The 19,758-nt window shown below is 56.2% G+C and carries 19 protein-coding genes; 9 read left to right on the top strand and 10 right to left on the bottom strand.

All coding sequences use genetic code 11. From position 1 onward, the window contains the following. Nucleotides 1-312 precede the first annotated feature (312 nt). Nucleotides 313-1,230 (bottom strand): LysR family transcriptional regulator, encoded by a 918-nt coding sequence (locus tag ACKF11_RS03745; RefSeq protein ID WP_407994150.1) that lies wholly within the window; start codon nt 1,228-1,230, stop codon nt 313-315. 88 nt (nt 1,231-1,318) lie between these two features. On the opposite strand from ACKF11_RS03745, the gene ACKF11_RS03740 reads away from it, so the two are divergent. The 3 genes from ACKF11_RS03740 to ACKF11_RS03730 all read left to right on the top strand — a co-directional run bounded on the left by ACKF11_RS03740 (nt 1,319) and on the right by ACKF11_RS03730 (nt 3,181). Then, nucleotides 1,319-1,972, top strand: coding sequence for an SDR family NAD(P)-dependent oxidoreductase (locus ACKF11_RS03740; RefSeq protein WP_407996001.1), 654 nt, complete (start codon nt 1,319-1,321; stop codon nt 1,970-1,972). A 228-nt stretch (nt 1,973-2,200) separates the two neighbouring features. Continuing rightward, on the top strand, nt 2,201-2,521 hold the full coding sequence (locus tag ACKF11_RS03735) for a c-type cytochrome (protein WP_407996000.1): 321 nt from the start codon (nt 2,201-2,203) through the stop codon (nt 2,519-2,521). Between the two features lie 132 nt (nt 2,522-2,653). After that, a complete protein-coding gene (locus ACKF11_RS03730; protein ID WP_407995999.1) occupies nt 2,654-3,181 on the top strand; it encodes a thermonuclease family protein in 528 nt (175 codons plus the stop codon). Nucleotides 3,182-3,188: 7 nt separating this feature from the next. Here the strand turns inward: ACKF11_RS03730 and ACKF11_RS03725 are convergent, their stop codons facing one another. Beyond that, nucleotides 3,189-3,629: a hemerythrin domain-containing protein gene (locus tag ACKF11_RS03725; RefSeq protein ID WP_407995998.1), complete on the bottom strand. Its 441-nt coding sequence runs from the start codon at nt 3,627-3,629 to the stop codon at nt 3,189-3,191. Nucleotides 3,630-3,736: 107 nt separating this feature from the next. Further along, a complete protein-coding gene (gene smpB / locus ACKF11_RS03720; RefSeq protein ID WP_407996035.1) occupies nt 3,737-4,219 on the bottom strand; it encodes an SsrA-binding protein SmpB in 483 nt (160 codons plus the stop codon). Nucleotides 4,220-4,345: 126 nt separating this feature from the next. On the opposite strand from smpB, the gene ACKF11_RS03715 reads away from it, so the two are divergent. Beyond that, complete coding sequence (locus ACKF11_RS03715; RefSeq protein WP_407995997.1) at nt 4,346-4,783, top strand: type II toxin-antitoxin system RatA family toxin; 438 nt, start codon at nt 4,346-4,348, stop codon at nt 4,781-4,783. Continuing rightward, nucleotides 4,780-5,115 carry an RnfH family protein gene (locus ACKF11_RS03710; protein ID WP_407995996.1) on the top strand — a complete coding sequence of 112 codons (336 nt, stop codon included), beginning with the start codon at nt 4,780-4,782 and terminating at the stop codon, nt 5,113-5,115. Before ACKF11_RS03715 ends, ACKF11_RS03710 begins: the two co-directional genes overlap by 4 nt. Before the next feature lie 71 nt (nt 5,116-5,186). On the opposite strand, the gene ACKF11_RS03705 is transcribed toward ACKF11_RS03710, so the two are convergent. Beyond that, nucleotides 5,187-5,657 carry a DUF4124 domain-containing protein gene (locus ACKF11_RS03705; protein ID WP_407995995.1) on the bottom strand — a complete coding sequence of 157 codons (471 nt, stop codon included), beginning with the start codon at nt 5,655-5,657 and terminating at the stop codon, nt 5,187-5,189. Nucleotides 5,658-5,818: 161 nt separating this feature from the next. On the opposite strand from ACKF11_RS03705, the gene guaB reads away from it, so the two are divergent. The 4 genes from guaB to trpS all read left to right on the top strand — a co-directional run bounded on the left by guaB (nt 5,819) and on the right by trpS (nt 10,742). Further along, nucleotides 5,819-7,279, top strand: coding sequence for an IMP dehydrogenase (gene guaB / locus ACKF11_RS03700; RefSeq protein WP_407995994.1), 1,461 nt, complete (start codon nt 5,819-5,821; stop codon nt 7,277-7,279). A 14-nt stretch (nt 7,280-7,293) separates the two neighbouring features. Continuing rightward, nucleotides 7,294-8,019, top strand: coding sequence for an SIMPL domain-containing protein (locus ACKF11_RS03695; protein WP_407995993.1), 726 nt, complete (start codon nt 7,294-7,296; stop codon nt 8,017-8,019). A 65-nt stretch (nt 8,020-8,084) separates the two neighbouring features. Then, nucleotides 8,085-9,665 carry a glutamine-hydrolyzing GMP synthase gene (gene guaA / locus ACKF11_RS03690; RefSeq protein ID WP_407995992.1) on the top strand — a complete coding sequence of 527 codons (1,581 nt, stop codon included), beginning with the start codon at nt 8,085-8,087 and terminating at the stop codon, nt 9,663-9,665. Nucleotides 9,666-9,722: 57 nt separating this feature from the next. Continuing rightward, nucleotides 9,723-10,742 (top strand): tryptophan--tRNA ligase, encoded by a 1,020-nt coding sequence (gene trpS, locus ACKF11_RS03685; RefSeq protein ID WP_287110414.1) that lies wholly within the window; start codon nt 9,723-9,725, stop codon nt 10,740-10,742. Nucleotides 10,743-10,849: 107 nt separating this feature from the next. Here the strand turns inward: trpS and ACKF11_RS03680 are convergent, their stop codons facing one another. The 6 genes from ACKF11_RS03680 to ACKF11_RS03655 form a co-directional block, all read right to left on the bottom strand. Further along, nucleotides 10,850-11,656: a DUF8611 domain-containing protein gene (locus tag ACKF11_RS03680; protein WP_407995991.1), complete on the bottom strand. Its 807-nt coding sequence runs from the start codon at nt 11,654-11,656 to the stop codon at nt 10,850-10,852. Nucleotides 11,657-11,960: 304 nt separating this feature from the next. Next, nucleotides 11,961-13,139, bottom strand: coding sequence for a GIY-YIG nuclease family protein (locus ACKF11_RS03675; protein ID WP_407995990.1), 1,179 nt, complete (start codon nt 13,137-13,139; stop codon nt 11,961-11,963). Then, a complete protein-coding gene (locus ACKF11_RS03670) occupies nt 13,132-15,195 on the bottom strand; it encodes a DEAD/DEAH box helicase (RefSeq protein ID WP_407995989.1) in 2,064 nt (687 codons plus the stop codon). The genes ACKF11_RS03675 and ACKF11_RS03670 overlap by 8 nt, the downstream gene beginning before the upstream one ends. Continuing rightward, nucleotides 15,192-15,332 carry a hypothetical protein gene (locus ACKF11_RS03665; protein WP_407995988.1) on the bottom strand — a complete coding sequence of 47 codons (141 nt, stop codon included), beginning with the start codon at nt 15,330-15,332 and terminating at the stop codon, nt 15,192-15,194. Before ACKF11_RS03665 ends, ACKF11_RS03670 begins: the two co-directional genes overlap by 4 nt. Next, nucleotides 15,329-16,669, bottom strand: coding sequence for a YopA family protein (locus ACKF11_RS03660; RefSeq protein ID WP_407995987.1), 1,341 nt, complete (start codon nt 16,667-16,669; stop codon nt 15,329-15,331). Before ACKF11_RS03660 ends, ACKF11_RS03665 begins: the two co-directional genes overlap by 4 nt. Beyond that, nucleotides 16,656-19,436, bottom strand: coding sequence for a class I SAM-dependent DNA methyltransferase (locus ACKF11_RS03655; protein WP_407995986.1), 2,781 nt, complete (start codon nt 19,434-19,436; stop codon nt 16,656-16,658). Before ACKF11_RS03655 ends, ACKF11_RS03660 begins: the two co-directional genes overlap by 14 nt. Nucleotides 19,437-19,758: the final 322 nt, after the last annotated feature.

Here is a 19,758-nt window from a genome sequence, read left to right as displayed (position 1 = left end):
CGCTGAATACGGATAAAAGAATGATAAAAATCAGGATGTTCGACAGGTTCTTCCGAGTCATCGTATCCAATCTCCTCAATAGCTTATAGCTTGGGTTCCCAGCATCCGATGAGGCGCATGGCGTGGAAACCTCCATCTCCGGCCTATCCATAAAGAATAACAATCTGCTTAAGTAATACTATCTTCGGAGCCGTATCGTCACTATCGGAGATTGTCCGACATTCCCTTACAGTGGAACAGCTTGAGACAAGCTTGAGGCCGATGTCTATGGAAGAGAACTGGTTGCGTATTCGCTCATCAATGATTGTTTGATCAGCCTAACCCCTTGCGTATTGATGCAGTGATTTCATCCACGAAGAGCCTGGTTTTTGTCGGAATGAGGCGTCCAGGCGGCATTACTGCATAAATCCCGCCTTCCCCCGCCCCCTCCCATCCAGGCAGGACTTCGATCAATGCTCCTTCACGTATTGCGGCAGCAGCTAACCAATCCGCAGTGAGTATGATACCGGCGCCTTGGATAGCAGCCAGGAGCAAGGCTTCTGAGTTATCGGTCACCAGCGGCCCTTCTGGGCGGATCGTCTTTCGTTGAGCGCCGTTCTTCAACCTCCATTCAGGCCAGGTCGACAGGCTGGTGAAACCCAGGCAAGGATAATGCGCCAAATCTTCAGGGCCGGCAGGGAGCCCATGCTCTGCGATGAATTTGGGAGCGGCAAGCAGCACGTAGCGGAATGGCGCAATTTTCTTCGCAGTCAGCGAACTGCTACTCAAGGAAGAGCCCAGCCTGATCGCGATGTCGTAGCCTTCGGCCACGAGGTCTACCAGGCGGTCGGTGAACCTGACGTCTACCTTGATCCGTGGGTGTTGCGCTATGAAGCCTGGAATAAGCGGAGCTATCCATTGCTTGCCGAATGTGAGCGGCAGCGATATGCGCAGCAGCCCCTGCGGGCTGGAGGCGAAACTGCTGGCTTCAAGGCTGGCGGCATCCAGTTCATCGATAATGGTGCGTATGCGCGGGTAGTAGAAATTGCCCACCTCCGTCAATACCACCCGCCGGGTGGTGCGAGTCAACAGCCGCACGCCGAGGCGGCTTTCCAGCTGGCTCACCCTGCGGGACAGGATGGTGGCATCCCTCCCAATGCGCTTGGCGGCGGCGGAAAAACTACTGGTTTCCGCCACTGCCATAAAGGCGACAAGCTCATCCAGGGAGACACGGCTTAGCAATTCATGCATTTTCTGCAGTTTTCATTTGCTGAAACTATCCATTATCCATTGATTCCACATCTATACAATATCCCTTCAATTTGACATGGAGATGGAGATGAAAACTTTCTTAAGCATTGGCACAGGCCCTGGAATCGGGTTTGAAACCGCAGCGCGTTTTGCCCGGGAAGGCTACCGCGTAGTGCTCAGCGCCCGCAATGCGGACAAGCTTGATGCGCTGGCCAAGGCATTGCGGGAAGCGAATCACCAGGTGGAGGTGCGCACAGTCGACGCCAGCAACCCGGCAAGTGTAATCGCCTTGGTCGATGAGATTGAGAATACCCTTGGGGCCATAGACGTTCTGCACTACAACGCGGCCAATCTTCGCCAGGCAACAGTGGAACAACAGCCTGCCGACAGCTTCGTCAGCGACCTGGCCGTCAACATTGGCGGCGCGCTTGCCGCGGTTCAGGCCATCAAGCCCAGGCAGGAAAATCGAGGGGAAGGCACCATCCTGATTACGGGCGGCGGTTTTGCGCTATATCCGAGCCCGGACTATTTATCCCTGAGCATCGGCAAGGCCGGTACACGCACCATCGCACTGGGGCTGTTCGAGTCGGCCAAGCAGAAGAATGTGCATATTGCCACTGTCACGGTCGCGACCTTCGTCTCGCCGGAGTCGAAAGAGGCAAAAGACATTGCGGAACAATTCTGGCAATTGCATTCGCAACCGCAAGCTTCCTGGACAGCCGAGGTGATGTATCCCGCGTAAGCCCCGAGCAACGTTCTTCATTAAACGCCCGCGCCCTGCGGGCTTTTTTATCAATACTACTGCCACATTCACTGCGGGCTACAGGCTGATCCAATGCCCCTCCGTGACAATTTGCCGCATTCATAAAACCGGCCCGAAGCCCTATCATTTAAACAATGCCTGGAACATGGTTTTTGCCGCGGGGCATTGCATCAAGGTTTTTCCAACAATATCTGGAGAAAGTGACATATGAAAAAATTCCTATGCGCAGGGTTAATGGCACATGCCCTATTCTGTATATCTGCAAACGCAGCGGATGCCGGCGCAGCGCAAGCATTGGCAAAAAAGAGCGGCTGTTTTGCCTGCCATAACGTGGATAAAAAAGTTCTGGGCCCGTCCTACAAACAGGTCTCGGCAAAATACAAAAACGATACAGGCGCCGAGGCCAGGCTGCTCGCCAAGGTCAAGACCGGCGGCAGCGGCACCTGGGGCGACATACCTATGCCGCCCAATGCCCACGTCAAGGATGAAGATATCAAGACCGTTATCGAATGGATCCTGACTTTATAATCGGGCGGCTTCCAGCCTGAATCCTTTATCAAGCCAATGATTGACTGGAATGATCAGCTGATGCTGCAGAGCATCGGCTGATCAGGCTCCCCGTTCTGGACAATGGGACGTCATGCGCGCAATAATCCACCCATGAAACCTGCCATTTCCGATATATCCGCAACCGGCATGCGCGGCAAAACACTCTTGCTAAAGGTGTTGGCTAGCGCACTGCTCGCTTTCAATGTGCATGCCGAAACGCTGACCGGCAAGGTCATCCATATTGCGGACGGCGACACCCTTACCATCATGGTGAACAATACCCAGCACAAGATCAGGTTGCTGGGCATAGACGCCCCCGAAAAAAACCAGGCATATGGCAAGCAATCGCGCGTGGCGCTCAACCGCGCCATCAATGGCAAACAGGTCACCGTGGACTGGAACAAGCGGGACGATTATGGCCGGATTGTCGGCAAGGTGGTCTACAACGGGCAGGATATCAACCTGCAGCAAATCCAGAAAGGCATGGCCTGGCACTACAAGTATTTCGAGCGGGAACAGGGGCCCGAAGACCGCTCAAGCTACGCCCAGGCAGAATACCAGGCCAAGCGCGACAAGCAGGGGCTATGGCAGGACGCCAAACCGGTTCCGCCCTGGGAATTCCGGCGCGGCAAGCCATAGCGAGCAATTATTGCGCAAGCGCCTCTTTGTAGTCACGCAGGTACTTGGTTGAAAGCTGCTGTTTTTCCTGCTGGTTGAGGATTTTGCCCGCCATCTGGAAAAACTTGTGCTCCTCCTCCTCCAGATGGTGCAGCACCTTGTGCTGCAATTCCTTGGCATGCACCAGCCATGCCGGTGAGGAAAGCTCGGTCTCGTTCAGCAATTCCAGGATTTCATCGATCTCGTGATGTTCCGCGATCCCATGCCGGGAAGGATCAATACCGTTGTCGTCCATCATGATAGGACGGTAGAAATGCCGCTCCTCCGCCCTTTCGTGGGCCTCGATTTCGAGCTGGACGTCCAGGAATAATTGCTTGCGCTCGGGCGTGTCCCCGCTGGTATTGACCAATTGCGCGAGCAGGTCGCGTTGGCGCTCATGGCTTTGCCGCAAGGCTTCGAAGATGTTCATTGTCGTGTCCCCGGTGAATGTACCAGCCATACCATACCAGGGAGCTGAACCATGGACAGTCAGCGCATCGCCATGATAAGTGTCAGATGATTCCGAGATACAGCAGGTCAGGAACCGGCCTGGGTCTTGACGTATTTCTTCATTAGCGAGCTTTGCTCGCGCTTCCAGTCTTTTTCCTTCTCGCTGTGGCGCTTGTCGTATTGCTTCTTGCCCTTGGCCAGGCCGATCTGCACCTTGATGCGCCCGCGGGTGTAATGCATGTCCAGCGGCACCAGGGTATAGCCGGCGCGCTCGACCTTGCCGATCAGCTTGGCGATCTGCTCGGAGTGCAGCAGCAATTTGCGCGTACGGATCGCATCGGGACGCACATGGGTGGACGCGGAGCCCAACGGCGTCACATGGCAACCGATCAGGTAGATCTCGCCGCGCTGGATGATGACGTAGGCTTCCTTGAGCTGGATGCGGTTTTCACGGATCGCCTTCACTTCCCAGCCTTCCAGCACAATCCCGGCTTCGTATTTTTCCTCGATGAAATAATCGTGAAACGCTTTTTTGTTCTGGGCGATACTCATGGTGTTTGCTGCTTCAATGTGATGCCGGTGCCCGGGCGTTTTCCCGCCTGGCTTGATATGCGATGGCAGGTCAATTCACGCCATTTTGCTAGCAACCGGAAAATATGACTTAAAATTGGCATTTTACTCTAGATCGCAACACGAATGGCACAGGTTGAAAAAACAGTCCTGGTCGGGCATTCCGCAGAGCGCATGTTTAATCTGGTGGACGATGTGGAATCCTATCCGCGCTTTCTGCCCTGGTGCGGCGGCGTGGACCTGCACCGCCGGGACGAAGCCGTGACCGAGGCCACGCTTCATATCGACTACCACGGCCTCAAGCAGAACTTCACCACGGAAAACCACAAGGTGTTTCCCACCAGCATGGAAATCCGCCTCAAGAGCGGCCCGTTCAAGCACCTCGAAGGTTTCTGGCATTTCATCCCGCTGGCAGACGATGCGTGCAAGGTGCAGTTCAAGCTGCAATATGAATTCTCAAGCATCCTACTGGAGAAACTGATCGCCCCGGTCTTCAGCCATATCGCCAACACCTTCGTCGAAGCCTTCGTGCAGCGGGCCGAAAGCGACAACAAGACGCCATGAGCGCCATGCTTGCCATCGAGGTCGCCTATGCGTTGCCGACCAAACAGCTCATCCTGAAACTGGAAGTGGAGCCCGGCACAACGGCAATCGAGGCCGTGAGGCAATCCGGTATTGCCGAGCACTTTTCCGGACTGGATATCGAAGCAAGCAAGCTGGGCATATTTGGCAAGGCGGTGGCGGCCAATACCGCGCTGCAGGCGCACGACCGGGTGGAGATCTACCGGCCGCTGCAGGCAGACCCGAAACTAGCGAGACGCAACCGCGCCAAGCAAAACGCCGCCGCCAGGAAAGTGCGGCGCAAGGCCCCGCCTGTTGCGGTCAGAACGCGTTGAGCGCCTGCCCTGGCCATTCATTAGGCATGCCTTACAAAGCATGGATCATGCTAGATAGTGTGACTATTTAGCTACTCTTCATCCGAGCAGTATTGCTTCACTTCCTTGGTGGCCTCTTCCAGGCCGCGCTGTATATCCTCGTCCCCCAGGTATTCGCGTTCGCCTTCGGGCGTCATCTTGTAAATACGCCCGCCCACCTTGAAATTCTGGTAATTCGCCCTGGCGTTCTGGCAATTTGTTTTCCTAGCCTCGTCTTCCACCCTTTTCTTTTCATCGTTGCGCCTTTCCTGCTCGGCCTCTGCCTGGCGACGCAAGGCCGCGGCATTGCGCACAGCCTGAGACTCGCCATTGCCCGCGGGAGCCACGGCTGACTTAGGCGCAGACCTGACGTTATCCACCAGCTCGTAAGGCACATCGCCAGGCGGTGGCGAATCGGAGTACAGCGTGACGCCGTTCTTGTCTTTCCACTTGTATACCTGGGCATGCGCCATCCACGGCAATACCATCATCATCACGAATGCCAGCCATCGAGCTTTACTCATGAACCCCCCCGAATCATCGAAATCCCGCCCACACAGTAAGCAGCTTCATCCCTGCCGTCAATTGAAAAACTCGGCTCCCAAATCATTATCGGCAAAATGTCGGGGAGATTTACCATGACGGCACTACCCGGTATAATTGCCTTTTGCCGGAAAGATATTTTATGCGTCTGTTGCAACAAGCGCTTACCTTCGACGATGTTTTACTGATACCTGCACACTCCAACGTGCTGCCCCGCGAAGTAAGCCTCGCTACCAAGCTTACCCGTTCCATCACTCTCAACATTCCCCTGATCTCCGCCGCCATGGATACCGTGACGGAAGCGCCGCTGGCGATCGCGCTGGCCCAGGAAGGCGGCATGGGGATCGTGCACAAGAACATGACCATTGCCGCCCAGGCCGCGCACGTTTCACGCGTGAAGCGCTTCGAGTCCGGCGTTGTGATCGACCCGGTCACCATCCAGCCCCATCTCACCGTACGTGACGTATTGGCGCTAACCCGCCAGCATAAGATTTCCGGCTTGCCGGTCGTGGACGGCAACAAGGTGGTCGGTATCGTCACCAACCGCGACCTGCGCTTCGAGACCAATCTCGACCAGGCCATCTCCAACATCATGACCCCGCGCGAACGCCTGGTGACGGTGCGTGAAGGCGCCAGCCTGGAAGAAGCCACCGCGCTTCTTCACAAACACCGCCTGGAGCGCGTGCTGGTGGTCAACGACGCATTCGAGCTCAAGGGCTTGATCACCGTCAAGGACATCCAGAAATCCAGCGACCACCCCAATGCCTGCAAGGACGAAAAGGGCCGCCTGCGCGTCGGCGCCGCCGTCGGTGTCGGTGACGGCACCGAAGACCGCGTTGCCGCATTGGCAGAGGCCGGCGTGGACGTCATCGTGGTGGACACCGCCCACGGCCACTCTCAGGGCGTGCTGGACCGCGTCAACTGGGTCAAGAAGAATTTCCCGCAAGTGCAAGTGATCGGCGGCAACATCGCCACCGCCAGCGCGGCCAAGGCATTGGTCGATGCCGGTGCTGACGGCGTCAAGGTCGGCATCGGTCCAGGCTCCATCTGCACCACCCGCATCGTGGCCGGCGTCGGCGTACCGCAAATCAGCGCGGTAAGCAACGTGGAAGAAGCCCTGCGCGGCACTGGCGTGCCCTTCATCGCCGACGGCGGCATCCGCTTCTCAGGCGACATTTCCAAGGCGATTGCGGCCGGCGCCTATTCCGTCATGCTGGGCGGCATGTTCGCCGGCACCGAGGAAGCGCCTGGCGAAATCGAGCTGTTCCAGGGCCGCTCCTACAAGTCCTACCGCGGCATGGGCTCCATCGGCGCGATGGAAAAAGGCTCCAGCGACCGCTACTTCCAAGACAACAACGGCAATGCCGACAAGCTGGTGCCTGAAGGTATCGAAGGCCGCGTGCCATACAAGGGCAGCGTGCTCGCGGTGATCCACCAGCTGATGGGCGGCCTGCGCGCCTCCATGGGCTATGTCGGCTGCAGCACCATCGAGGAAATGCGTACCCGTGCCGAGTTCGTGCAGATCACGGCGGCAGGCATGCGCGAATCCCACGTACACGACGTGCAGATCACCAAAGAAGCCCCTAACTACCGCGTCGACTAACCAGCGAGAAAGCCATGGCAACCGAAAAGACCGCATCCATCCCTGCTTATGCCATTCTTGGCGTGCTGCTGTTCGCAGGGTTATGCGGTCTCGGCTACCAGCTTGCGCATAGCGCGCTGCAAATCAAGCAGCTCGAGCGTACGGTGGAAGTCAAGGGCCTGTCCGAGCGTGAAGTCAAGGCCGATATCGCGATCTGGCCGATTACATTCAGCGTCGCGGACAACGACCTCAGCGCCTTGTACCAGAACATCCAGCAAAAGAACGCCAGCGTGCTCGCCTTCCTGAAGGGCAACGGCTTCAGCGCTGACGAGGCGAGCGTCTCCGCGCCTTCCGTCGTGGACAAGCAGGCGCGCGAATATGGCGACGCCGGCGCCAATTCCAGGTACCGCTACACCGCCAGCTCCACCATCACCGTGTATTCCGCCCAGGTCGACAAGGTGCGGGATACCATGATCAAGGTCGCTGAGCTGGGACAGCAAGGCATCCCGATTGCGGGCGACAGCTACAACACGCAGTTCATCTACAGCAAACTGAACGACATCAAGCCGGCCATGATCGAAGAAGCCACCAAGAGCGCGCGCGAATCCGCCAACAAGTTCGCCAAGGATTCCGACAGCACGCTGGGCAAGATCAAGCGCGCCAACCAGGGCACGTTCAGCATAGAGAACCGCGACGCCGGCACCGCGCACATCAAGAAGGTTCGCGTGGTTTCCACGGTAGAGTATTACCTTTCTGACTAATGCCAAGCGAGCTGACGCTACTTGGCCGGTCACCCTTCAACCTTATTCCCAGCGCTTGAGCTTCCATGCAACAAAAAATTCTGATTCTCGATTTTGGCTCCCAATACACCCAACTGATCGCCCGCCGCATCCGCGAGGCCAATGTCTACTGTGAACTGCACTCGTGGGACGTGTCGGATGAATTCATCCGCGAGTTCAACCCGGCAGGCGTGATCCTGTCCGGCGGCCCCAACTCCGTCTACGAGGACGAAACTCCCCGCGCGCCGCAAAGCGTGTTCGAGCTTGGCGTGCCAGTGCTCGGCATCTGCTACGGCATGCAGACCATGGCGGCACAGCTCGGAGGCTCGGTGGAAAATGCCGCCAAGCGCGAGTTCGGCTATGCTGAAATCCGCGCCCAGGGACACTCCGCCCTGCTCAAGGACATCCAGGACAAAAGCAATACCGAGGGCCACGGCCTGCTGGACGTGTGGATGAGCCATGGCGACAAGGTCACGGCCTTGCCCGAGGGCTTCAAGATCATTGCCAGCAACAGCGCAACCCCGATTGCCGGCATGGCGGACGAAAACCGCCGCTTCTACGCGGTACAGTTCCATCCTGAAGTCACCCATACCAAGCAAGGCAAAGCCCTGCTCAACCGCTTCGTACACGATATCTGCGGTTGCGACCAGAGCTGGAACATGCCGGACTATGTGGAAACCGCTGTGCAACGCATCCGCGAGGAAGTCGGCAGCGATGAAGTCATCCTCGGTCTTTCCGGCGGCGTGGATTCCTCAGTGGCTGCCGCGCTGATTCATCGCGCGATTGGCGACCAACTCACCTGCGTCTTCGTCGACAACGGTCTGTTGCGCCTCAACGAAGCCGAGCAGGTAATGGAAACCTTCGGCAAGAACCTCGGCGTCAAGGTCATCCATGTCGATGCCAGCGCCAAATTCCTCGGCGACCTCGCAGGTGTGAACGATCCGGAAGCCAAGCGCAAGATCATCGGCCGTGAGTTCGTGGAAGTGTTCCAGCAGGAAGCTGCCAAGCTACCGCAAGCCAAGTGGCTGGCACAGGGCACCATCTACCCCGACGTCATCGAGTCCGCCGGCGCCAAGACCAAGAAGGCCCATACCATCAAGAGCCATCACAACGTAGGTGGCCTGCCCGATACGCTGAAACTCAAACTACTCGAACCATTGCGTGAACTGTTCAAGGATGAAGTCCGCGAGCTTGGCATTGCCCTCGGTCTGCCGCACGACATGGTCTACCGCCACCCCTTCCCCGGCCCCGGCCTCGGGGTGCGCATCCTGGGTGAGGTCAAGCGCGAATACGCCGACCTGCTGCGCCAGGCCGATCATATTTTCATTGAGGAGCTGCGCAACACCAAGGATGCGGACGGCAAGTCATGGTACGACAAGACCTCGCAAGCCTTTGCCGTGTTCCTGCCAGTGAAATCCGTGGGCGTAATGGGCGATGGCCGCACCTATGACTATGTGGTCGCCCTGCGCGCTGTGGTCACCACCGACTTCATGACCGCGCACTGGGCCGAGCTGCCTTACGACCTGCTGGGCAAGGTGTCCAACCGTATCATCAATGAAGTGCGCGGCATCAACCGCGTGGTGTACGACATCTCGGGCAAGCCACCAGCCACAATCGAGTGGGAGTGATGGACAATATCCTCCCCGGCCAGCCTGCCCGGTTTCAGACAAATTGAGAACAAGACGATGAGCACAAAACCCATTATCCTCACAGGCGACCGCCCGACCGGCCCCTTACACCTCGGGCATTACGTCGGCAGCCTGCGCAACCGCGTGCATTACCAGCATGAATACAAGCAGTACATCATGCTCGCCGACGCCCAGGCGCTCACCGACAACATGGATGACATCGACAAGGTCCACCGCAACGTCATCGAGGTGGCTCTGGATTACCTGGCGGTCGGCATCGACCCCAAGCTGTCCACGATCTTCATCCAATCGCAAGTGCCCGAGCTCACCGAACTCGCCTTTTACTATCTCAACCTGGTGACGGTCGCCCGCCTGGAGCGCAACCCTACGGTCAAGGAAGAAATCCGCCTGCGCAATTTCGAGCGCGACATCCCCGCAGGATTTCTTACCTACCCTGTCAGCCAGGCAGCCGATATCACTGCCTTCAAGGCAACTTTGGTGCCGGTGGGAGAAGACCAGATCCCGATGATAGAGCAGACCAACGAAATCGTGCGCCGTTTCAACCGCCTCTACAAGCACCCGGTCACCAAGCAGGAAATCCTGGTGGAGACCAAGGCGCTGGTGCCGGAAATCGGCCGCCTGCCCGGTATCGATGGCAAGGCAAAGATGAGCAAATCCCTGGGCAATGTCATCAATCTGGGGGCCTCCGCCGATGAAGTCAGCAAGGCGGTGAAGAAAGTCTACACTGACCCCCTGCACATCAAGATCGAGGACCCAGGCCATGTGGAAGGCAATATCGCATTCACTTACCTGGACGCATTCGATACCGACAAGGCCGCAGTAGCCGAGTTGAAAGCCCACTACACCCGCGGCGGCCTGGCCGACAGCGTCGTGAAAAAGCGCCTGGAAGCCGTGTTGCAGGAACTGTTGACCCCTATCCGAACCCGTCGTGCCGAGCTGGCTGAAGACAAGGGTTACATCCTGCAGTTGTTGCGTGAAGGCACAGAGCAAGCGCGTGAAGTCGCCGCCAGGACCATGGACGAGGTGAAGGCTGCACTGGGGTTGAACTACTTCTGAACATCTATAGTTCGCTGACTCTAACCCTCAATTCTGCATCTATGAGATAGCCGATCATCAGAGCTTCTGCTTGCATAGTGGCATCACGGATACGTCCGACTTCACCACTACCTGCGGTTTGGTCGCTCACGCCACGCTTGCTCGACTAGTTCGGGGGTAATGGCATCCCGAAGCGCGCGTAGCGCATTGTCGGAATATCGGGGATGCTTCTGAGACCCGAACTCGAACACCATAACGTTGGCTGGATCTTCGTCTATGCGCAGGAAGTCGCGGACAGCCTTGGCCTTACTGTTTGTCAACCCCAGCTTTTCCGCCAGCGCACTCGGACTCCAGTGGTATTTTTTCTGAAGATCTACCTCACGAATGGCCACTGCACCCTCTGGATCATCGCCCGACACGAATCGAACCGCGGGAGCGTCCACAGCACGGGTGATCCGGACGCGAATTGTCGGTCCCTCTCCTTCAACATTTGTTGCCAGGGTCATTAATCGTGGAAATACCTGCTCTACTGGAACTCCCTCCTTCATGGCCTCTTCAATTCGGTCCAAGTCTCGCTTGGAAACTGCTACCTCTTCACTGACATGTGCCTCCATCGCCAAGAGTGCTGTGATTCGGCCTCTTGCCTCGTCTCTCGCCCTTCGGCCTGGAGCAAGTAGTTCTCGAATTTGCGCGTATTCCCGATTCACCAGCATTAAGAAATCAGGCAGCGGTTGAGTAGACAGAGGCAAGACCCGAACCGGAAGGTTATCCGCCAGCGTATCTTGAAAATGCTCGGTCAAAATCTCATCCAACACGGTTATCAACGCCCTCGCGTTGATATAGAGAGCGTCTTCAGGAACAACGATCATCCAATGCTGGGCTTGATCACGCATCGCGTCGATGACGCGGATGGTCCCGGCTTGTGCGGCGCTCATCCACCCTTTGGACTGAGCAATATTCAACGCCTTCTCGATACCAATGGAGGTCCCCTTTTCCTTGTCGAAGACGTCTTACCCTTTCTGAACCAACAATGCCTTAACCAACATTTCACTGGCGTGCTGGAGCATGAGCAGAACGCTTTCTGGTCTCCCATCGTCGTCGTGGTTATTGAACGCTTCTAGCCCACGCTTCAAAGACGCTATAGATTTCGCTTTCAGCGTCTTGGCTTCCCTCTTAAGCTTCACGATCATTCCAATCTTTGGCCAACTTTCGATATACGCTGCGGCGTAGCGAGCCGAACTACGTCACTCTCACCAACTTCGCCGCGCCAGGATCGTACACATACCCAGTGATACTCCCGTCCTTGATCCGTGCCACGGCCTCATCAATGACAAACAGCGGAACAAGAAACCACTCCTCCGGTTGCACTGGATGACCAAAGCGGTCATTGATTGTGATGTTCAGCCGTGCAGGTGCGAACAGTCGGTGGAACAGGTGCTCCATTCGCGTGCGGTTGATGCCCGCGAGCTTGTAGGTCGCTACAACCTCGACCTTTGTCAGCAGGTAGGTGGCATCGTGCTCGGCGTTGGCAATGCGCGTTTCCACCTTGCCGCCGGTTACCCCAATCTTGTGGATGACATCGCGATGCTCGGCCACGTAAGGGTGGTCTGACAGCGAGCGCAACACATAGATGGTGCCACTTTCCAGATCACCTTCTTCAAGTGAGTCGCTGAACAATGGCCCCATGTCCGGGTCGGTGATTCGCCGTGCGGTTTCGTCCTTGTACAGCGCACGCGCCAACGAAAGCCGCAGCAAATTGCTTTCCGTGCCGTTCGAGTAAATGACGCGCAGCCGGGCATCCTTCTTCCCCTGTGGCGAATCGAATTCTTCACCCACCTCAGCCACATACGCAGTCTGGCCATCCAGGATGAACCAGTGGCCCTCCTCGATCGTTGCGTACTGCCCGAACGGCCTGCTTATTCTCAGACCTGAAGCCAGATCACTGCGCACTTGTTCAAACAGTGGCTTGAATGCATCAAAATCCTCGCAGGGCTTGCGGTCCGCGATCTCTTCGGCGGCACGTTTTTGTGCACTGGCGCGGACGTGACGCAGAACCGTAATGTCATCCGTGCCAATCCCATCGGCCAGTTCAGCGGCCAGGTCGTCGATGTCAATGGGTTCGTCGGCTGCGCAAGCAATCGCCCCCCCGGCAAGCAACCCCTGATGGTCCAGCGGCTCCAGCAGGGCACGGCAATCCGGCAGCATACGCAGGCGATCTAGCCGCACGGCATACAGGCGTTCGAAGATGTCTCGGTCTTCACCGTGCTGCGGGGCGCGTCCATGTTTTTCCACGAAGCGCTGAATATCCTCGAAGCCAGCGATGATGCGTTCCTCGCTGGCTGGGCGTCCAGCTTTATTTTCCGGTGGGGCGAACTCGGCCAGCTCTGCCGCAAGATCGTCAAGATCAGTCTTACGCATACCTGCCCTCCGCCCTGTAGCGCATAAAGGCTGCCGCACCTTCAGCAAGATGCTTTTCCCATGGATCTTGCGCGGTCACGGATGGTGGCCGTCCGCGTTCGCGCTTGAATTCCACCGCACGTATGGCGATTACCTTGGCGTCGTCCGGAGTGATGGCGGTGCGCTTGGCGGTAATGGCCGCCGCCACTTGCTTCAAACTGTCTTCACTCATGGTCTTGGCGAGAATCGCATAGGCTTCGCCAAACGGGTTGATGCGATCAATCAGGTCGATGTCCAGCTCGCGCACATCCATCGCAAAGCGGCGCACACCTTGGATCAGCGCAGTATTGGGAGATCCTTCACTCTCGCTGGCCGTAGCAAACCGTTTGGCTTGCTGGGTCAGATTGAGAGCTGCAATGGCATGCTGGCGAACAGCCTCCTGGTCTTCGGTATCCAACTCGGGGTACTTCTCCCGGATGATCTTGCCCATTCGCACCTGCGTCAGCTCCTCCGGCACCAGTTCCTCATCAAACAAACCGCGCTCGATGCTGGACTTGTCCTGCACGAAAGCCGCAATCACTTCGTTCAAGTCTTCCTGGCAGATGCGCGCTGCTTCCTTGCTTTTCGGTTCGGTCAGGCCCTTGATTTCGATCTGGTAGGTCCCTGTCTGCTCATTGACACCAACATTGCAGCGATCCGCGTCGTATCCACCCTCACCGTAGTCGAAGCCCGGAGCTGGGCCGCTGTCGGGGTGCTTGGGTTTGAACTCGAAGCGCGGTGCCAACACCTGCTCCATCAACAAGCTGGCGGCAATGGCCTTCAAGGTATCGTTGATGGCTTCGGTGACCGCATCCTCACTGGCGTCCGGCTCCGCGATCAGATTGGTGAACCTTGCGCGGGACTTGCCCGGCGCATCGCGGGTGGCACGACCGATGATCTGTACGATCTCGGTCAGACTGGCGCGGTAACCCACCGTCAGCGCGTGCTCGCACCAAATCCAGTCGAAACCTTCCTTCGCCATTCCCAGGGCGATGATGATGTCCACGTGGTCACGATTATTCTTCTGCTCCGGGTCTTTCAACGCAGCGGATACCCGGTCGCGCTTTGAAGCGTCGTCATCAACCAAATCGGCGATACGCAACACGCGGCCATCAGGGCGTTTGACAAGTTGGAAGCCGGTGCCGGGGTCGATGCCCTGCCATTCGCCGAGCGCCTCGATGATGTGTTCCACCTCGCGCATCTTGTCCTTCGTGCTTTCGCGCGAATTGACGTTTGGGATGTGGATGATGGTTTTCTCGGCCGGATCGAGGACATTCAGGATGTCATCGACGTAAGAGCCGCTGTAGAAGAAGTAGCCGATGTCGAGTTGTTTGAGGTACTCGTAGCCGTTGAGCTGCTCGTAATAGGTGTAGGTAACGGTATCGAACTTCGCTTCGTCAGACGGAGCCAGTACCGCCTCGGCATCGCCCCGAAAGTAGGAGCCAGTCATTGCAACAATATGCACCTTGTCCCGAGCGATGAACTCACCCAGGTGTGCGCCCAGCTTGTTGTCCGGGTTGGCAGACACATGGTGGAACTCATCGACCGCGATCAGACGATCGTCGAACGCCTCCACACCGTAGGCATCCACCGCAAAGCGAAAGGTCGCATGGGTGCAGACCAGCAACTTGTCGTCACTTTTCAGAAAAGCGCCCAGCGACTTCACCTTGCCACCATTGTCATTGCCTGGCGCGTTGCACAGGTTCCATTTGGGTTCGACGTGCCAGTCGGCCCAGAAGCCATACTGCGACAGCGGCTCGTCGTTAAAGCTGGCACCAATGGACTTTTCCGGCACGACGATGATGGCCTGCTTCAGGCCCTGGTTGTGCAGCTTGTCCAGCGCAATGAACATAAGCGCCCGGCTCTTGCCAGAGGCCGGTGGCGACTTGATTAGCAGGTACTGTTCGCCGCGCTTTTCAAAGGCGCGCTCCTGCATGGGTCGCATCCCGAACGCATTGGCTTTGGCCGATACGCTGCTGCGTGCATAGGTCACGGAAACGGTGGGTACGGCGCGTTGATTGATCGTGTTGTCGTTCATGGTTCTTCATCCGCATGGGCAGCATCTACAGCGCCGCCCGTCAATTCCTGTTTGATCCATTCAGAATCGACCAGCCAGTTGTTGTAGCCTTCGAAGGTGGGGAGCAGTTTGACGGCTTTAGCCTCATCAAGGTTCATGCCTGTCTCCCCCATGGCACGCGCTCGGAGTCAGTCACGTATCGCGCCGTCAGACGATTGGTATACGTGTCGTCGTAGCCACACATGGCCAGCAAAGACAACTCCAGATACCACAAGCTCAACTTCCATGCGTCGATATAGCAATCGTGCACTTTTCTCTTGCTGGCAGGATGAATCAACTCGTTGCGGATGTCCGTTATGGCATGCGGTGCATCCAACCACTTGAAACTTGGCGCAGCCTTCTCAATTTCAGGCGTTGAGGCACAAATCTCGACGGGAATATTCAGGCTAGAAAACAGTAACCGTAAACGATCTGATGCCTTCAACCGGTCCAGCCCTTCTGGCGAGATCATCTTCCGGTCAACGACCAGATGGTGATGAGCCAATCGCTCTAGGGCGGCTTGCGCAAGAATGATGGCTGCGTCAATGCTAGGTGATCCGCCACGTGTGTTAGCCTGCAAATACCAGTAGATTGCCGAGTGCAAGCAGTCCTTCCATTCCTCAGACTGCTGCCAACGCTTTGCGAAGACCGGGAATAGAATCTCAGCCTGACTCGCTTGAAAAGGGTTAAACCAAGAATACGGGGGCTTGGGCGTACGCGGCGAGGCAAAGTTCTTCCAGGTAATCGTTCCAGCCGCATCAAATCCCACTCCGCACACGGGCGTGCACTTTGCCCCTATGACGAACGACAGAAAATTGTCCAACAGATGACATTGCTCGCTGGCATCTTTTCCGGAAAAACACTTTCCATCTTTGCGTTCCATCTTCACGACATGCGTGAGGAAACATCCCCCATCAGAATTGATTCGTTCCCAAGACTGACGTGTAGCACCATTTGGCAAAGCTTGAATAGTAATTTTCCACTCATCGGATTCAAGCACCATTAAAGCACAACCTGCAGGAGCGGATTCTTGCTGAAGCCCACCTCTGAAATCAGGGAAATTGAAGAGGTGAAATATTGCAAAAGCAGAATTCTTTTGCTGCATGTCGCACAGCGAGAATGGCTCAATTTCTGGGATCCAATCCAACGTCAATGTATCCGAATTTACGTTCCATCTCCCGGTGAATCCTTTGATCGCTTGACCATCGAACGTAAACGAAACATCTTCATCTTCCTGATTGACAAAAAATGAAAAAGGAAGATCTGATTCAGGCTCTCCCATAGTAGTCGCGTGAAAAAGCGCTCGGCAATCAGGCATGAACCTCAGCAACAGTTCTGCAGTGCCGGTGAATTTTTCATTTTTCAAGCTAACTTCTGCCGCCCCTTGAAGCAGGCCGACATTGTTAGGGGCCAAAGAGAAATCGTAAACAGGTTGTAACGGTTCAGGCCGACTCATGCTTTCCCTTTGGAGACTTCTTCTTGGTTGCACCATTTTTCGCAACCGCTGCTGTCATCTTGGTATAGAGGTCGAACAGCTTCTCCAGCCGCTCGGTGTCGTTTTTGAAGCGGCGGCCAATGTAGATGCGTTCCAGCACTTCGTCGTTGCGGTCATGGGCGGCACGCAGATCGGCTGGCATGTGCTCGGGGTCGTAGAGGTCGGCGATGGTCGCGGGGAAGTGATGCTCGCGCGCCAGCAAGATGTCCTCGGCGCAGCGCGTGAGATCGGCCTTGTTTTTCTCGGTCAGGATGGGAACTGGAAAGGTATTCCAGCCGAGGGTGTTGGAGTAACGGTAGCGCGTTTCCAGCTTGCCGCAGACGGTGGCAATCCAGACCAAGTGTAGGCGGCTGGCGATGAGCGCCATGTTCCAGAGCGGGGCGTCATAAAGGGCAAATGCAAGGCTGGAAACAATGTTGCACACGGGCAACACATCAACAGGAAGATACTGTCGCCTCTCTGATGACACACTCGGAATAGCAATCGTATATTTGCTCGCAACACCTTGGATCTGTTTGAATCGATGCGGCCGATTGGCAAAGTCTCGAGTGGATTTTGCCGGGCTATCTAGTCTCATGCGAGCAACCGCCTTCAGGCGATCTCTTATTGGCGGAATAGATGCCGCCCTCTCCGCATCATCGTCCGTAATCCATAGACAGTAGCGCCCTGCACCTCGAATTAATTCCTGCGAGCCGTAAAAGCCGTAGATAAAAGGCCTAGCTCCTTCAAATCTGTCGACTAACGCAACCGCTTCATCCTTCGACAGGATCAAGTTCCCGCCATCTTTCGGCATATTTCCAAGAAGCATTTGCGGAAGCCTAGAAATTGGCCTGTTTGTAGCAGTAATGGGTAAGGGGTTTCCTTCGATGAGATATTGATTAATCGAACTTACCAGACGACGATGGCCGTTCAGGTAGATAAACCTACTCCTATCTTCTAAAGAAGTCAGTCCGATGATGGAAACCGTAACCCCTGCGTTGTTGGCTGCACTATTCGACCAACCAAAATTTGGAACAGCAAAGAAGATAGTCAAGCCTCGCTGAAAAAGTATGGGCCAAAGTATCGAGCAATGCTCACCTTGGCAGGTTGAGTTGGTAGAAACGAAAGCCGCATCATATCCATATCGCGAAATCTCGGCGTATTTAACAAACCATCCTGTTATGTAATCCAGCGAGCGCCAATGCGGTGTCTTATCGAAAAATAGTCGCCGCAAATCTTCTTTCTGCTCTGAGGACTGCTTGTTGTACCCCAAGTAGGGAGGATTGCCACAAATATAGGTCTCTCCACCTTCGTTCTCGAAATCAATCTCTGCCTGATCGAGCGGTATCTCGAACAGATCATCCGCCCGCGTTTTCACACCCGTGCCGGTGGGCGGACAGATGCTCAGCCAATTGAGCCGCAGCGCATTACCACAGACAATCCAGTTTTCATGCCGCAAAGGCAGGAACTCGGCCAGCGCCAACTTCTGCCCCCGGTACAGCACGTCACACTGATACTCGGCAATCACCAGGGCCAGCCGCGCGACCTCCGCGGGGAAGTCACGCAGCTCGATGCCGCGAAAATTGGTGAGGGGGATGTCGGATGCGCGATCCGCCTCGCCACGTCGCTGGTTGATCTCCGCCTCAATGGCGCGTATTTCCTTGTAGGCGATGACCAGGAAGTTGCCTGAACCGCAGGCCGGGTCGAATACCCGGATGCGGGCGATGCGCTTGCGCAGATTGAGCAAGGTGCGCGGGTTGTCACCCGCCTGTTCCAGCTTTTCCCGCAAGTCATCAAGAAACAGCGGATTCAGCACCTTCAAGATGTTGGGCACGCTGGTGTAGTGCATGCCCAGCTTGCCGCGCTCCTCATCATCGGCAATGGCCTGGATCATGGAGCCGAAGATGTCGGGGTTGATCTTGGTCCAGTCCAGACCGCCAACATGCAGCAGGTAGGAACGGGCGATCTTGCTGAAACGTGGTACTTCGTTGCTGCCCGAGAACAGCCGTCCGTTGACGTAAGGGAAGTCATCGGCCCAGCGAGGAATGTTGGCGGCAGCACGATCCTCGCGCTTGGTGTTCATGGCACGGAACAGGATGGCGATGACTTCGTGCGTGTTGGAGGCGTCCCTGTCGCTCATCTGTGCGACGGTTTCGGTGAAACGGCCCTTGCCGACGAAGATGTCGGTGTCCTCGGCAAAGAAGCAGAAGATCAGCCGCGCCATGAACTTGTTCATGTCATGGCGGCGCTCTTCCTTGCCCCATTCCGGGTTGACCTTCAGCAGTTCAACGTACAAGCGGTTCAGGCGGCTGGTGGCGCGGATGTCGAAGGCATTTTCGCTGATCTGGCGAACAGTGCTGATACCGGCCAACGGCAGAAAGAAGCCGAAATAATCCGGGAAGTCCTTGAAGGCGCAGGCAATGGTTTCGCCACTGCTCAGGTCTTCGGCCTCGAAGTCCACGCCGTCGGTGGCCAAGATGAACTTCGCCTTGGCTTTGGCTGTTGCCGGGCTGGCCTTGAGCGCGGCAAGCGCCTGCGTCACCTGCCCTGCACCGCAGGTCAGGATGTGGATGTTGTTGGTCTGTAGAACACCGCCGAGGTCTGACTTGTTCGACGCGCCGGCACGCAGGCGCTTGATGGTGGTTGCCTTGTTGCCGAAGGCCTCAAGAAAGGCGTAAGGGAACTCGTCGGGGTCGAAGGGCTGCTCCGCGAGGTCGGTAATGGCTTGTTCGATTTCTACGGCGTTCATGGGCGTATGGATACGTTTCGCGAGGATGCCGACAGATCGGTATCGTTTTGCGAGTCATTCATATTTATTTTTGTCCTTTTTGCGATTACCTATCCACCCATCAACAGCAAATCCTTGACTGGCATCACACAACCAAGCCCTCCAAAATTTATTCAATTTTACCATCTTGAAGGTATCAAGAATCAATGAATCATGATGGGAACTGAAACTAAGCACTACCTTTTGCATTTAGTTTTAAGCAGCATTATTTTGTAGCATTTAAAACACTCCATCCGTTTCATATCGGGAATAAGGCGCTGCAGCTCTCTCCACTTAGGTTATA

It is taken from the genome of Methylobacillus draconifructus, assembly GCF_045984385.1.
Classification (GTDB): domain Bacteria; phylum Pseudomonadota; class Gammaproteobacteria; order Burkholderiales; family Methylophilaceae; genus Methylobacillus; species Methylobacillus flagellatus_A.
The sequence above is the reverse complement of the archived record's forward strand: the minus strand, read 5'-3'. Positions and strand labels throughout refer to the sequence as shown.